At 67.9% G+C, this 13,693-nt stretch carries 16 protein-coding genes; 12 read left to right on the top strand and 4 right to left on the bottom strand.

Going from position 1 to position 13,693, the window contains the following annotated elements:
• Positions 1 to 261: 261 nt before the first annotated feature.
• The 3 genes from ON37_RS31965 to ON37_RS23735 all read left to right on the top strand — a co-directional run bounded on the left by ON37_RS31965 (position 262) and on the right by ON37_RS23735 (position 2,673).
• Positions 262 to 363: a 30S ribosomal protein bS22 gene (locus ON37_RS31965; protein ID WP_003402602.1), complete on the top strand. Its 102-nt coding sequence runs from the start codon at positions 262 to 264 to the stop codon at positions 361 to 363.
• A 220-nt stretch (positions 364 to 583) separates the two neighbouring features.
• Positions 584 to 1,666 (top strand): NAD-dependent epimerase/dehydratase family protein, encoded by a 1,083-nt coding sequence (locus ON37_RS23740; RefSeq protein WP_051031966.1) that lies wholly within the window; start codon positions 584 to 586, stop codon positions 1,664 to 1,666.
• Entirely contained in the window at positions 1,663 to 2,673 is a 1,011-nt protein-coding gene (locus ON37_RS23735) for a lysophospholipid acyltransferase family protein (protein ID WP_040722397.1), read from the top strand. Before ON37_RS23740 ends, ON37_RS23735 begins: the two co-directional genes overlap by 4 nt.
• 53 nt (positions 2,674 to 2,726) lie before the next feature.
• On the opposite strand, the gene ON37_RS23730 is transcribed toward ON37_RS23735, so the two are convergent.
• Positions 2,727 to 3,764, bottom strand: a complete 1,038-nt coding sequence (locus tag ON37_RS23730) for an HAD family hydrolase (RefSeq protein WP_373282078.1) — start codon at positions 3,762 to 3,764, stop codon at positions 2,727 to 2,729.
• A gap of 81 nt (positions 3,765 to 3,845) precedes the next feature.
• Positions 3,846 to 4,103: a glutaredoxin family protein gene (locus tag ON37_RS23725; protein WP_040722396.1), complete on the bottom strand. Its 258-nt coding sequence runs from the start codon at positions 4,101 to 4,103 to the stop codon at positions 3,846 to 3,848.
• A gap of 381 nt (positions 4,104 to 4,484) precedes the next feature.
• Here ON37_RS23725 and ON37_RS23720 point away from each other — a divergent pair, with 381 nt between their 5' ends.
• The 4 genes from ON37_RS23720 to ON37_RS23705 all read left to right on the top strand — a co-directional run bounded on the left by ON37_RS23720 (position 4,485) and on the right by ON37_RS23705 (position 9,434).
• Positions 4,485 to 5,360: a redox-sensing transcriptional repressor Rex gene (locus ON37_RS23720; protein WP_040722441.1), complete on the top strand. Its 876-nt coding sequence runs from the start codon at positions 4,485 to 4,487 to the stop codon at positions 5,358 to 5,360.
• On the top strand, positions 5,357 to 6,745 hold the full coding sequence (locus ON37_RS23715) for a glutamyl-tRNA reductase (RefSeq protein ID WP_040722395.1): 1,389 nt from the start codon (positions 5,357 to 5,359) through the stop codon (positions 6,743 to 6,745). The genes ON37_RS23720 and ON37_RS23715 overlap by 4 nt, the downstream gene beginning before the upstream one ends.
• A gap of 137 nt (positions 6,746 to 6,882) precedes the next feature.
• Positions 6,883 to 7,866: a hydroxymethylbilane synthase gene (hemC, locus tag ON37_RS23710; RefSeq protein WP_040722439.1), complete on the top strand. Its 984-nt coding sequence runs from the start codon at positions 6,883 to 6,885 to the stop codon at positions 7,864 to 7,866.
• Positions 7,863 to 9,434 carry a bifunctional uroporphyrinogen-III C-methyltransferase/uroporphyrinogen-III synthase gene (locus tag ON37_RS23705; protein ID WP_040722393.1) on the top strand — a complete coding sequence of 524 codons (1,572 nt, stop codon included), beginning with the start codon at positions 7,863 to 7,865 and terminating at the stop codon, positions 9,432 to 9,434. Before hemC ends, ON37_RS23705 begins: the two co-directional genes overlap by 4 nt.
• Before the next feature lie 5 nt (positions 9,435 to 9,439).
• Here ON37_RS23705 and ON37_RS23700 read toward each other — a convergent pair whose 3' ends face one another.
• On the bottom strand, positions 9,440 to 9,712 hold the full coding sequence (locus ON37_RS23700; RefSeq protein WP_157171563.1) for a hypothetical protein: 273 nt from the start codon (positions 9,710 to 9,712) through the stop codon (positions 9,440 to 9,442).
• Positions 9,713 to 10,007: 295 nt separating this feature from the next.
• Here ON37_RS23700 and hemB point away from each other — a divergent pair, with 295 nt between their 5' ends.
• The 5 genes from hemB (at position 10,008) to ON37_RS23675 (ending at position 13,173) form a co-directional block, all read left to right on the top strand.
• Positions 10,008 to 10,985, top strand: a complete 978-nt coding sequence (hemB, locus tag ON37_RS23695; protein ID WP_040722389.1) for a porphobilinogen synthase — start codon at positions 10,008 to 10,010, stop codon at positions 10,983 to 10,985.
• A gap of 50 nt (positions 10,986 to 11,035) precedes the next feature.
• Complete coding sequence (locus ON37_RS23690) at positions 11,036 to 11,500, top strand: hypothetical protein (protein WP_157171562.1); 465 nt, start codon at positions 11,036 to 11,038, stop codon at positions 11,498 to 11,500.
• Between the two features lie 415 nt (positions 11,501 to 11,915).
• Complete coding sequence (gene mce1N / locus ON37_RS23685; RefSeq protein ID WP_245553393.1) at positions 11,916 to 12,500, top strand: transport-regulating membrane protein Mce1N; 585 nt, start codon at positions 11,916 to 11,918, stop codon at positions 12,498 to 12,500.
• Positions 12,497 to 12,736 carry a hypothetical protein gene (locus tag ON37_RS23680; RefSeq protein WP_157171561.1) on the top strand — a complete coding sequence of 80 codons (240 nt, stop codon included), beginning with the start codon at positions 12,497 to 12,499 and terminating at the stop codon, positions 12,734 to 12,736. The genes mce1N and ON37_RS23680 overlap by 4 nt, the downstream gene beginning before the upstream one ends.
• Before the next feature lie 107 nt (positions 12,737 to 12,843).
• Positions 12,844 to 13,173: a hypothetical protein gene (locus tag ON37_RS23675; RefSeq protein ID WP_157171560.1), complete on the top strand. Its 330-nt coding sequence runs from the start codon at positions 12,844 to 12,846 to the stop codon at positions 13,171 to 13,173.
• Positions 13,174 to 13,181: 8 nt separating this feature from the next.
• On the opposite strand, the gene ON37_RS23670 is transcribed toward ON37_RS23675, so the two are convergent.
• Positions 13,182 to 13,565, bottom strand: coding sequence for a hypothetical protein (locus tag ON37_RS23670; protein WP_040722385.1), 384 nt, complete (start codon positions 13,563 to 13,565; stop codon positions 13,182 to 13,184).
• Positions 13,566 to 13,693 lie beyond the last annotated feature (128 nt).

Below are 13,693 nucleotides of genomic sequence, written 5' to 3'. Positions count from 1 at the left end.
GCGCCGATGCCGGTGCGTGACCGCCGGTGTGGTGCGGTGTCGTCGGCCGGAGGTGTCTGCGGGTGGGCCGTCGGGTGCCCGTTTCGTTCGCCGCGGGTTGGCCCGGTACGATGAACCACCGTTGTGTTATGCGCTGCCGATGCTGGTCCAGGTCGGTAGCTGCACACTGGTTGCCAGGTGGCCGCCGAGCGAACCGGAAGATGGACGTACGTAACCGGCGTGCGTGCCGAGGGTAGAAGAGAGAACGCGAGGAACAACCCTATGGGTTCTGTGATCAAGAAGCGCCGTAAGCGGATGTCGAAGAAGAAGCACCGCAAGCTGCTTCGTCGTACGCGCGTGCAGCGTCGCAAACTCGGCAAATAAGTCGTACGCGCTGGAAATTTGCTGAAAGCCCGCCACCGGTCCCGGTGGCGGGCTTTCGCTTTGAAATCCGCGTGTTTTGAAAGGTTGCCTGTTTCCGGTGGCTGAAGTCATCGTTAGATCCTGGTTAATACCATCGGCGGCCCGGAGAACAGCCGCTACTCTGGAACGCGGAACAAGCCAAAGCAGGGGTGCACAGGTGGGATTCGGCGTGGGTTCTGATATGCGCGACGGGCATACGGCTGGCCACGACGACCAGCCGCCCAAAGTTGTCCTCGTGACCGGTGCGAGCCGGTTCTTCGGCGGGAACGTCGTGACCAGGCTGGTCTCCGATCCGACCGTGGAGCGGGTGATCGCGGTCGATGCCCGGATGCCCAGTCGCGATCTGCTGCGCCGCATGGGGCGGGCCGAATTCGTCCGCGCCGATATCCGAAACCCGTTGATCCGCAAGGTGGTCGACGGAAATCAGGTCGATACTGTGGTGCACCCGGCGGTGCTCTCGCGGCCGCCGTCCGGTGGTGGTCGCGCCGCCATGAAGGATTACAACGTCTTCGGCGCCATGCAGCTGATGGCCGTCTGCCAGAAGGCGCCGACGGTGCGCCGCGTCGTTCTCCGCTCGTCCTCGGCGGTGTACGGCTGCGGGCCCAAGGATCCGGCGAAATTCACCGAGGAAATGAGCGCGCGTACGCCGCCGAGCGGTTGGTTCGCGCGCGACATGATCGAAGTCGAAGGTTTCGTGCGCGGAATGGCGCGCCGGCGCCCGGATATCGCCGCGTCGATCCTTCGCTTCGCACCGATCGTGGGGCCGCGGCTGGCCGGCCGGGGGCTGCAATACTTCCGATCCCCGATCACACCGACCATCTTCGGCCGCGACCCCCGTATGCAGTTGTTGCACGAAGAGGACGCGATCGCGGTGCTGGCGCACGCAACGCACCGTGGGCCGGGCGGCACCTTCAATGTCGCCGGTGACGGTGCGCTGGCATTGTCGCAGGCCATCCGCCGTGCGGGTCGCGTCGAACTACCGGTGCCGATGAGCGTCTTTCAGACGGTGGGCCGGTCGTTCATGGGCCCGGTGATGCGTGAGTTCACCACCGAGCAGATCGATTACTTCCACTTCGGCTGTGGATTGGACACCACGAGAATGCGCAGCGAACTCGGCTTCGCACCGCGTTGGACAACGGTGCAGGCGTTCGACGACTTCATCGGGGGCGCAGCATTGCGGCCCGTCATCGATCCGCGCTGGATCGATGCCGCGGAAAACAGACTCCTCGGCCTCGTCGGGGCCGGGACAGGAGCACATCGATGAACGACGTGGCCAAGGTTATTCACCTGCACGAGGCGGATTTCGAGGCCCGCCAGCGGCCGGCATCGCGGCGCTGGCCCGGAGCACCGGCACTGGAGCCGGTGACGTCACTGACCGATCGGCTGGCCGAGTCCGCGTCGCCGCGCACGCTGGGCGATCTGGTCCGCGGCGCGGTGGCGGACGGTATTCGCGGTAGCGCCGATTTCGCGCGTCGCCGTCTGACCGGCGACTACCAGGTCGACGAATTCGGTTTGGATGAGCATCTGCTCGAATCGGTGATCCTGCCGACTTTGCGACCCCTGTCCGATCTGTGGTTCCGGGTCGACGTTACCGGGATCGAGAACATTCCGGCCACCGGCGGCGCGCTGGTGGTGTCCAATCACGCTGGCGTGGTAGCCCTGGACGCGCTGATGTTGCAATTGGCCGTGCACGACCGGCATCCGGCGCATCGGTCGCTGCGACTGCTGGCCGCCGATCTGGTGTTCGAACTTCCGGTCGTCGGTGGGCTCGCCCGCAAGGCCGGTCACACCCTCGCCTGCCCCGCCGACGCCGAACGTCTCCTGCGGTCGGGCGCGGTGGCGGGGGTTTTCCCCGAGGGCTTCAAGGGCATCGGCAAGCCGTATTCGGAGCGCTACAAGCTGCAGCGGTTCGGCCGCGGTGGATTCGTCTCGGCGGCGGTGAAGACCGGGGTACCGATCATTCCGTGCTCGATCGTCGGGTCCGAGGAGATCTATCCCAAGCTCGCCGATATCAAGCCGCTGGCGCGCCTGCTCGGACTTCCGTATTTCCCCGTCACCCCGACCTTCCCGCATCTCGGTCTGCTGGGCGCCATCCCGCTGCCGTCGAAATGGACGATCGAATTCGGTAAGCCGATCTCGACCGACGACTATCCGGCCGAGGCCGCCGACGATCCGATGACCATGTTCGAGGTGACCGATCAGGTCCGCGAAACCATTCAGCAGACGCTGTACAAACTGCTGACCAAACGGCGTAATCCATTCACCGGCTGAGGCCGGAGTCCGCTCGACCGGATCCGAGCCCTCCCCGCTTCGGTGGGGAGGGCTCAGCCGTGTTCTTCGCGTTTGCGAGTGAGCACGGCCGCTGCCGCGCCACCCGCCGCGCCCAGCGCCAGCGCGGTCGGCACACCGATTTTGGCGGCCTTGCGACCGGTGCGGAAATCGCGGATCTCCCAGCCGCGGTTCTTCGCGACCTCGCGCAGATCGGAGTCCGGGTTGATCGCCACCGCGGTTCCGGTCAGCGACAACATCGGCACATCGTTGTGGCTGTCGGAATAGGCCGTGCAGCGCTTGAGATTGAGACCTTCGCGGATGGCGAGTGTGCGCACGGCGTGTGCCTTGCCGAGGCCGTGCAGAATATCGCCGACCAGCCGGCCGGTGAAAACCCCGTCGACACTTTCGGCGACCGTGCCCAGGGCCCCGGTCAAGCCCAGGCGTTTCGCGATGACCTGGGCGAGTTCCACCGGGGTCGCGGTCACCAGCCACACCTGCTGACCCGCGTCCAGGTGCATTTGGGCGAGCGCCCGGGTGCCGGGCCAGATCTTGTCGGCGATGATTTCGTCGTAGATTTCCTCGCCGAGCGCCGCCAGCTCCGCGGTGGATCGGCCGGCAATGAATGCCAGCGCCTTTTCCTTACCGCTGGCCATATCGCCCTTGCTTTCCTTACCGGTCACCCGGAATTTCACCTGTTTCCAGGCGATATCGAGCAGATCGGAGGTCTTGAAATATTTCCGGGCGGCCAAACCGCGGGCGAAGTGCACGATCGAAGCGCCCTGAACCATCGTGTTGTCCACATCGAAGAATGCGGCCGCGGTCAGATCCCGGGGCGGGCGGGCGTGCGGCGGCAATTCCGAATCGGATTCGGCCGCATCGGATTCCGCCAATTCCGCATCGTGCAGGGCGAGCGCCGCATCCGCACTGGCCTCACCGGCGAGATTGGCGCGCACCTCCTCCTCGCTCGGCCCGAACGGGCTGCGCGCGATCCGCGTCAGCTGATCCGACAGACCCTGTCCCCAGCGCGCCGGGAATTCGCCGAACCTGCCCGCGATGAACCCCGTCCTCGCATCTTTCGATCGTTCCGGCACCAGTACCTCCGCCTGTTCGCGCGAACACTCCAACATTAGCCGAGTACAGCGTGGTCCCGAGGGCTGCTCGGCAAGGTGTGCTCAGCGACTCAGATCCGCTCGCAACCGGGATTCGTCGACGTCGAAGTAGCTGTGTTCGCGACCGTCGAGCAAAACCACCGGCAGCCGGTCGCCGAACTCCGCGCGCAACGTCGGATCGGTCGCGGCCGCCTCGTCGACGTCGACGGTCGCCGGCTCCAGACCGAAGTCGGCGCAGATCTCCCGCAACTGGGTCAGCGCGACCGTGCACATGCCGCAGCCGGCGCGGGTCAGCAAAGTCACCGAATGTGTGGCACTCATGTCGCCATTAAATGCCACACCCCCGACACTGCTCCCATTTCGTGCGGCCACCGGGCGGTGCCCGTGTTGTTCATCACGCGATGCCGGATACCGCTGTCCGAAATCGCCGGTCGGCGCGTTGCCTCGAAGCCGGTGCCGTCGGGCGGTTGAATGTGAGCAGCCATTCGTGGAGCCGACTAGCGAAGAGTGACTGAATTCACCGACTTTGTGCATGGCTTCACAAGCAGTTACGGTGGTGACACGCGACCCGCTTGCTTCAGGCGCAGACGCACCCGCACCCCGTGTACCAATACTGATCCGATACCGATGCCCGCCCCCGGTGTCGGCGGTGGACAAGCGAAACCCCGGACACTACCCCGGCCGGACGAGGAGCCGAACGACGTGACAGAGCAGCATGAGACGCCCGGTGGCGTCTCCGGCAGAGCTCTGAACAGCGTTTCCGGCAAATCCCTCAACAAGGACATCCCGCAGGCTACGGTGACCCGCCTGGCCACCTACCTCCGGGTACTCGCCGTCCTGGCCGACGAAGGTGTGCTCATCGTATCGAGTGAAGAACTGGCTGTCGCGGCGGGTGTCGGTTCGGCCAAGCTTCGCAAGGATCTGTCCTTCCTCGGCCCCAACGGTGTTCGCGGTGTCGGATACGACGTCGCGAAATTGCGTGCCCGCATCGAGGATGTGCTCGGCCTCTCCGAAGGCCACCGGGTGATCCTGGTCGGCGCCGGAAATCTGGGCCGGGCGCTCGCGGGTTACGGCGGATTCTCCCGGCGCGGATTCACCATGGTCGGCATCTTCGACAACGACCCGGCGGTGATCGGCAGCTCGGTGAGCGGACTGCGGGTCCGGGGCACCGCCGAACTGCGCGCCGCGGTCGCCGAACTGGCCCCGACGATCGCCGTGGTGACCGTGCCCGATGCCGCCGCCCAGGCCGTCTGCGACGAGCTCGTCGCCGCCGGGCTGCAGTGCATCCTGAGCTTCTCCCCGGTAACTCTCGACGTACCCGCATCGGTCGAGGTGCGGCGGGTCGATCTCGCGGTCGAATTGCAGATGCTGTCGTTCGAGCGCGCGCGCAGCGCCGAACTCGAGGCCGCCGAACTCGATGCCACCGAACGGGTGGCCGCGGGAGAGACCGTGCACGCGGTCTCCACCCCGATCGGCCGCCGGGTGGCCGGACACGCGGCCCATCAGCCGGCACCGCACAAGACAACCTCGCATTCGGCAACGGAGCCAACCAGCAAGGGATCGGTGGTCGCACCATGAGTGTGCTTCTCGTCGGAATTTCGCATCGCAGCGCCCCGGTTGCGGTGCTGGAGAAGGTGGCGGTCACCGAGGAGGACCGCCCGAAGCTCACCGACCGCATGCTGGCCTCGCAGCACATCTCCGAGGCGATGATCGTCTCCACCTGCAATCGGGTCGAGATCTACGCCGTGGTCGACGCCTTCCACGGCGGCCTGGCCGAGGTCGGCGATCTGCTGGCCAAGCACGCCGATCTGCCGCTGCCGGAGCTGACCAAGCACGCCTATGTGCGCTATTCCGAGGCCGCCGCGGAACACCTGTTCGCGGTCGCCAGCGGCCTCGATTCGATGGTCGTCGGCGAGCAGCAGGTGCTCAGCCAGATCCGTTCGGCCTACGCCGCCGCGGATGCCCAGCAGGCCGCCGGGCGCACTCTGCACGAATTGGCCCAGCACGCGCTGCGGGTCGGCAAGCGGGTGCATTCGGAGACCGGCATCGACCGGGCGGGCGCCTCGGTGGTGTCGGTGGCGCTGGACCGGGCCGCGACGATCCTCGGCGATCTGGCCGGTCGCACCGCGGTGGTGGTCGGTGCGGGCGCGATGGGCGGGTTGTCGGTGGCGCATCTGGCGCGGGCCGGAATCGGCCGGATCGTGGTGGTCAACCGGACCCTGGAGCGGGCCCAGCGGCTGGCGCACACCGCGACCACGATGCACGGCGCACCCGCCACCGCGATGGAGCTGTCCAATCTCGTCACCGCGATGGCCGATGCCGACATCGTGATCACCAGCACCGGCGCGGTCGGATCGGTCGTGAGTCTCGCCGACGCGCACCGCGCGCTGAACGCGTCCCGCGCCGGACATCAGATGGTGATCTGCGATCTGGGCCTGCCGCGCGATGTGGATCCCGCGGTCGCGGGGTTGCCCGACGTCACGGTGATCGATATGGAGACGTTGCAGCGCGATCCGGCGGCCGGTGCGGCCGCCGACGACACCAGCGCCGCGCGGGCCCTGGTCGCCGAGGAGCTCGCCAAGTACCTGTCGGGCCAGCGGATGGCCGAGGTGACGCCGACGGTCGCGGCGCTGCGGCAGCGCGCGGCCGAGGTGGTCGAGGCAGAACTGATGCGACTGGAATCGAAGCTGCCGGATCTGGACGATCCGCAACGAGAAGAAGTCGCCCGCACCGTGCGGCGGGTGGTCGACAAACTGCTGCACGCGCCCACGGTCCGGGTCAAACAGTTGGCCTCGGTGCCCGGCGGGGGCAGCTATGCCGAGGCATTGCGCGAATTGTTCGAATTGAAACCCGGTGCGGCACAAGCGGTTGCGGCACCGATGGAAATCGCCACCCTCGGTGGTGAATTGGCCGACGATTTCACACCGAGCCATCTCGGAGACGAACAGGGGCATCCGAAGTGACCGCTGATACCGCCACCGTTTTCGGTAACGCCACCGAGGACGCCGCAGCAGTGGATACCGCCACCGCGGTCGGGGCGGCGAGTACTCCCGCGGCCGGTGCGGCGGATGCCGCTGCCGCGGCGAGGCAGGAGCACACCATGACACGACGTGGCACCCCCGATGCGCCGTGGCGGATCGGTACCCGCGGCAGCGTGCTGGCACTCACGCAGGCCGGCACGGTGCGCGACGCCCTGATCGCCACCGGACAACATGCCGAATTGGTGATCGTGAAAACCGCGGGCGACCAATCCTCGGACCCGATCGAGAAGATCGGCGTCGGGGTCTTCACCGCCGCCCTGCGCGAGGAACTGGCCGCCGGCACCGTCGATATCGCGGTGCACTCATACAAGGACCTGCCGACCGCGCCGGATCCGCGCTTCACCATCGCCGCGATTCCGCCGCGCGAGGATCCGCGCGACGCCCTGGTCGCCCGCGACGGGCTGGTCCTGGGCGAATTGCCGCCCGGATCCCGGATCGGCACCTCCGCGCCCCGGCGGGCCGCCCAATTGCGGGCCCTCGGGCTCGGACTCGAGATCCTGCCGTTGCGCGGCAATCTCGACACCAGACTTCGCAAGGTCGCCGAGGGTGAACTCGACGCCGTAGTGGTCGCGCGGGCCGGGCTGTCCCGCATCGACCGGCTCGGCTCGGTCACCGAGGCCCTGGAACCGGTGCAGGTACTGCCCGCCCCGGCCCAGGGCGCACTCGCGGTGGAATGCCGCAGCGAGGAAAGCGATCTCGTCACCATCCTGTCCACCCTCGACGATCCGGCCAGCCGTGCCACGGTCGTCGCCGAACGTGCGCTACTGGCCGAACTCGAGGCCGGCTGCACGGCACCCATCGGTGCGCTGGCCGAGGTCGTCGAATCGCTCGACGACGAGGGCCGTGTGGTGGAGGAACTGTCGCTGCGCGCGGGTGCGGCGGCAATCGACGGCTCGGATGTCATCCGGGCCTCTGCGGTCGGTTCGCTCGCGGATGCCGAGCGACTGGGCCGCGATCTGGCGCGCGAGCTCCTGGAGCTGGGGGCGCGCGACCTGTTGGCGTCCGACTTCACCAATTCCAGCCCGATGGAGAACAAGCCATGAGCGAGCGCAGCCGAGCCACCAAGAAACATCCCGGTCGGATTCTGTTCGTCGGGTCGGGTCCGGGCGACCCGGCGCTGCTCACGGTCCGAGCCCGCGAGGTGCTGGGACGGGCCCGGTTGGCGTTCACCGATCCGGATGTCGACAAGGGCGTGCTGGCGATGATCGGCACCGCCGTCGAGCCGGGGCCCGAGGGCGAATCGCTGGTCGATGTGCGCCCGGCGCTGGGTGAACCCGCCGAGGTCGCCAAGACGCTGGTGCACGAGGCCCGCGCCGGACAGGACGTGGTCCGCCTGGTCTCCGGTGACCCGATGACCACCGACGCCGTGATCGCGGAGGTCAACGCCGTCACTCGCTCGCATATGAGTTTCGAGGTACTGCCCGGACTGCCGTCGGCCACCACGGTGCCCGCCTACGCCGGTATCGCGCTCGGTTCCTCGCACACCGAGGTCGACGTGCGTGGTGAGGTCGATTGGGCCTCGGTCGCCGCGGCGCCCGGCCCGCTGGTGCTGCACGCGACCTCCGGCCACCTGGCCGAGACCGCGAGCGCGCTGGTCGAGCACGGCCTCGCCCCGCAGACCCCGGTCGCGGTCACCGTGCGCGGGACCACCCGCCAGCAGCGCACCATCGAGGCCACGCTGGCCACGCTGAACTCGGCCGCCTCCGAACTGGTCGGACCGCTCGTGGTCACGGTCGGCAAGGAGGTCGAGAAGCGTTCGAAGATGTCGTGGTGGGAGTCGCGGGCGCTGTACGGCTGGACCGTGCTGGTGCCGCGCACCAAGGAGCAGGCCGGTGAGATGAGCGAGAAGCTCGTCATGCACGGCGCCATCCCGATGGAGGTCCCGACCATCGCGGTCGAGCCGCCGCGCAGCCCCGCTCAGATGGAGCGTGCGGTCAAGGGACTGGTGGACGGTCGCTACCAGTGGGTGGTGTTCACCTCCACCAACGCGGTGCGCGCTGTGTGGGAGAAGTTCGGCGAATTCGGTTTGGACGCACGGGCTTTCTCCGGCGTGAAGATCGCCTGCGTGGGCGAGGCCACGGCCGACAAGGTGCGCTCGTTCGGTATCAACCCCGAACTGGTGCCCAGTGGTGAGCAGTCCTCGGAGGGCCTGCTGGCCGACTTCCCGCCCTACGACGACGTTTTCGACCCGGTCAACCGAGTGCTGTTGCCCCGGGCCGATATCGCCACCGAAACCCTCGCCGAAGGTCTGCGCGACCGGGGCTGGGAAATCGACGATGTGACCGCGTACCGCACCGTGCGGGCCTCGCCGCCGCCGGCCGAAACCCGCGAGATGATCAAGACCGGCGGTTTCGACGCCGTGCTGTTCACCTCGTCGTCCACGGTGCGGAACCTGGTCGGTATCGCCGGAAAGCCGCACGCGCGCACCATCGTTGCGTGTATCGGCCCGAAAACTGCCGAAACCGCAATCGAATTCGGTCTGCGCGTCGACGTGCAGCCCGAGGTGGCCCAGGTCGGCCCGCTGGTGGACGCCCTGGCCGAACACGCCGCGCACCTGCGCGCCGAGGGCTTGCTGCCCCCGCCGCGCAAGAAGAGCCGCCGCAGCCGCTGAGCCGCTCACACCCGGCGCACGCGCATGAGATCGCGGACGAGGCGGCACGTCTTGTCGGAGGGCGGGCGGATGCCGACGGCGTCCGCGGTGCGGCGGATGGTGTGGTTGTCGGCCAGATTGGCGCGGTATACGCCGCTGTCGAGCAGGGCGATCGCCAGCCGCATGGCCTTCAGTCGGCGATTGTGCATGACGTACCAGGACCGTGGCCGACCGGCGGGTAGCGGGCGCTTCACCAGCGGAACGTAGGGCCGATCGATGGTCGTGGGCGTGGTGGACAAGAGATCCTCCCCTCGGATCGGGAATCGGTCGACACCGCGAAACAGGCGACGATCCGCGGCGGGACGGATGTGGGCGTCCGTCCCGCCGCCGATCTCTCGGTGGTACGCGATGGGCAGTGGCGTACCGCCGAGCCGGTTCGAATGTCGGCGATCCCCTCGAACACATCTTCGATTCTACCGGAGGGCACCGACAGAAACGATGGCCGCGCAAGGACTTTCGGTTCCGGCTGTGATCCGGGTTGCACGGTGCGGAGGTGCCGGTGACCTGCTCCGGCCCGGGGCGTAGGGTGCGAATATGACCGGAATCGACCGCCCGCGGCGGTTGCGTCGTACCCCCGCGATGCGTCGCCTCGTCGCCGAAACCACCCTGGAACCAAGGCAATTGGTCCTGCCGATGTTCGTCGCCGACGGACTGTCCGAACCCCGTGAGATCAGCTCGATGCCGGGCGTGCAGCAGCATTCGATGGATTCGCTGCGCAAGGCCGCCGCCGAGGCGGTCGCTGCGGGGGTCGGCGGCCTGATGCTGTTCGGCGTCCCGCGGCCCGAGGACAAGGACCCGCAAGGCACCCAGGCCTGCGCCCCCGACGGGATTCTCAACCGTGGGCTGCGCGCCCTCGCCGAGGAGGTCGGTGGCGACACCGTCGTCATGGCCGACACCTGCCTCGACGAATTCACCGACCACGGCCACTGCGGTGTGCTGGCCGCCGACGGCGCGGTCGACAACGACGCCACCCTGGAACGCTACGTCGAAATGGCGTTGGCCCAGGCCGAGGCCGGCGCCGAGCTACTGGGAACCAGCGGCATGATGGACGGCCAGGTCGGCGCCATCCGGGCCGGTCTGGACGCGGCCGGCTACACCGATACCGGCATCCTCGCCTATGCCGCCAAATACGCCTCCGCCTTCTACGGCCCGTTCCGCGAGGCGGTCGGCTCCTCGCTGCAGGGCGACCGGCGCACGTATCAGCAGGATCCGGCCAATCGTCGCGAATCGCTGCGTGAACTGGACCTCGATCTGGCCGAAGGCGCCGATATCGTGATGGTCAAGCCGGCCATGTCGTATCTCGACATACTGCGCGAGGTCGCCGATCATTCGCCGGTCCCGGTCGCCGCCTATCAGATATCCGGCGAGTACGCGATGATCACCGCGGCCGCCGAGCGGGGCTGGATCGATCGGCGCGGCGCCATCCTGGAATCGCTGCTCGGCATCCGCCGCGCCGGCGCGGATGTCGTGCTCACGTACTGGGCCACCGAGGCCGCGCACTGGCTGTCGTGAACCCGGCTCTGCTCCCGCCCGCGTCCGGCACCCGATCGAGACCCGAAGATGTGCGCACAGCCTGCCAGTTGTGGTGGGCGGTGATCGCGCTCGGCGTGTTACGCCTGATTCTCGGCGCGGTGGACGGTCTCGGTAACCGCCATCGGGTCGCCCAGGACTTCTACGACCAGCTGCACGGTGAACGACCCGAATTCAGCGTGGCCCAGATGGAGCTGGTCGTCTCGATCCTCGAGGTGTTGATCCTGACCTACGGACTGGGCATCGTCGTCGGCGCGGTGGCGATGACGCACCAACTCGGGCGTGGCCGCCTCTGGGCACGCACTGTTGCCGATGTGGCGACCGTCGTGCTGGTGCTCGGTGCCGTCGGATCGATGTTCGGACTGGGCACCGTTTCCGGTGGTATGACGGTCGCGATCGGAGCCGCGACGATCTTGCAGGCCGTACTGGCCTGCGGGGCCGTATTCCTCTGCCACAGAACGGAATCGGCCGCCTACTTCGGTGCCGTCGGCCGCTGAGACGTCATGCCGAATTTGTCACGTGCCGGCCGGGATGTATCGTGAGGGTTGTCACAGAGAGCTCGGGAACTGAAAGTCAGTGGTTGTGCGTTGTTCTTCGGATCGGCCTTTTCGATCGGTCGTCGCATCGATCGGATGCCCCGATGACAGCGCCGCACGGATGGCTTCGGTGGATCGGAGACATCGATGCGCGTGGTGATTCAACAGCGGCAAAGCATTCGGCGCGATGTTCTGGTGATGGGGCTGTTGCTGCTCTTCGCACTGCTCACCCTCGTCGTCCTGTTGCTCCCGGGGAAGGTCGGCTGACCTCGCCGCCACCCTTCGCTCGGCTGTTCGCGAGGATCAGCACGCGCGTCGTATTCGGAGGTCTTGCGTGAACGACGCCCCGTCGACCACTGCGGCCGGGCCCGATACCGTGCTGTTCAGCGAGCCCGGCGCACGCTGGCGGACGGTCGCCTACGGCCCGTTGCTGTGCCTGCTGGTCCTGGTCCTGGAGCTCGTACTGCGACGCGGGCCGGTGCACTGGTTCGGACTGGCCTTCTGCGCGGTCCTGCTCGCCGGTTTCGTGGCACTACAGGTCGTCGCAGGTAAACGGCACGTCAGCGTGGAGCTCACCGGGTCCGCCCTGCGGCAGGGCACCGAGACGCTGCCGCTGGAGTCGATCGCCCGTATCTTCCCCGAACACGACGAGGAATCCTGGGACGACGATCCGTGGCAGTCGGCCCGCGCGCTGGGGGAACTGACGGGCGTGCCGCGCCGGCGCACCGGTATCGGCCTGAAATTGCGCGACGGCGCCATGGTGCAGGCCTGGGCGCGTGACCACCGGGAACTGCGCGCCCGGTTGGGCGCCGAACTCGAACGCCGGGCCCGCGCGGCGGAATCGGGCGACACCGGTGATGCGCCGAATACCGAAGCGGCCCGCTCCGTGGACGTACAGTCTTCCCCCGACGAGGTCCGTACCGACGACGCGACCACCGACCGCAAGGAGGACGTGGCGTGATGCGCCGCATGTGGGTCCTGCTCGATCTCGTGCTGGTGGTGGTGTGCGCCGTGGCGGCGGTGCCGACATGGCGGCACGGGGTGCAGCGAACCTGGTTCGCGGCGGCCGGGGAACAGCCGGCGTTCGAATCGACTCGCTACGTCGGTCCCTGGCTGGCGTTGGCCGCGGTGCTGGTCGCGGCCGCCGGGCTCGCCGCGATCGATCTGGTGATGCGCTGCACCGCTCGGGCGCGCTGATCGCGTTTCTGATCCCGACGCACCCCGTTCGGATGGACGCACCCGTTGCACCGGCGCGTCGTCGCCGATCGATTGAATGTCGCGCGGCCGACCGGAGAATGGACCTCATGACGCGCACACAGACAGTCCGCACCACCGTGGTCACCGCGCTGGCGGCCGGAGCGATCGGCCTCGCCGCGACCGCGCCGGCTGATGCCGGGGAAATACCTTCCGGTGCAACGGTTTCCGCAGTCACTCCGACGGTAGTTTCGGCCCGGGCGCCGATCTCGGCCCCGGCCGCGGTGTCGGCTCAGCCCTCGGCGCCGGCCCCGAATTCCACGGCCTCGCCGGCAGGGCCTGCCGCCGCGGTGTCGCTACTGGACCTCGTCCCGAATCCGCTGAACTGTCTGCTGTCGACCGGGTTCGCGATGTTCTGCCTGGGCCTGCCGCTGTCGTAGCCGGTGGCTCAGTGCCACTGCTGGAAGACGTCCAGCAGCCGGGTCCCGTGTGAGCCCGGCACGTTCGCCATCACGACGACGTGACCGTCCGGGTGGTCGGCCGCTTCCTGGATGACCTGCCGCAGCGAGGCGTGCACGGCGCCGTTCTCGTCGTGGTAGAGCTGCGTGTCCGGTTTGAGGCCGGCGCCGATTCGATTCGGCGGCACGACCATGGTGACCAGGGCCGGGATGGGGCCGTCGGCGAGGGCGCCGGTCTCGTCGTGGGTGAGGATGAGCCCGGCCCGGCCCTGGTCCGGCTGCACCACCGGCGTCGCGGCCGTCGCCTGCGCAGCGGCCGCGATGGTTCCGGCGAGGGTCGTCAACAGGGCTGCCCCGAATAGTGCTTTACGCATGAACCCTCCCGGCTGTGAGCGTGACTGTGGGTTCGAGGTTACGCATGAGCTATTCCGCCGTGACCGTTTGTGTAGGAAATGTGCGCGGCGTGTTCCGATTTCACCGCTCTCGGGCGACTGTGAGGCAA

It is taken from the genome of Nocardia veterana NBRC 100344 (assembly GCF_000308855.1).
GTDB classification, from domain to species: domain Bacteria; phylum Actinomycetota; class Actinomycetes; order Mycobacteriales; family Mycobacteriaceae; genus Nocardia; species Nocardia veterana.
Note: the sequence above shows the minus strand (reverse complement) of the source record. Positions and strands in the feature narration are given on the sequence as shown.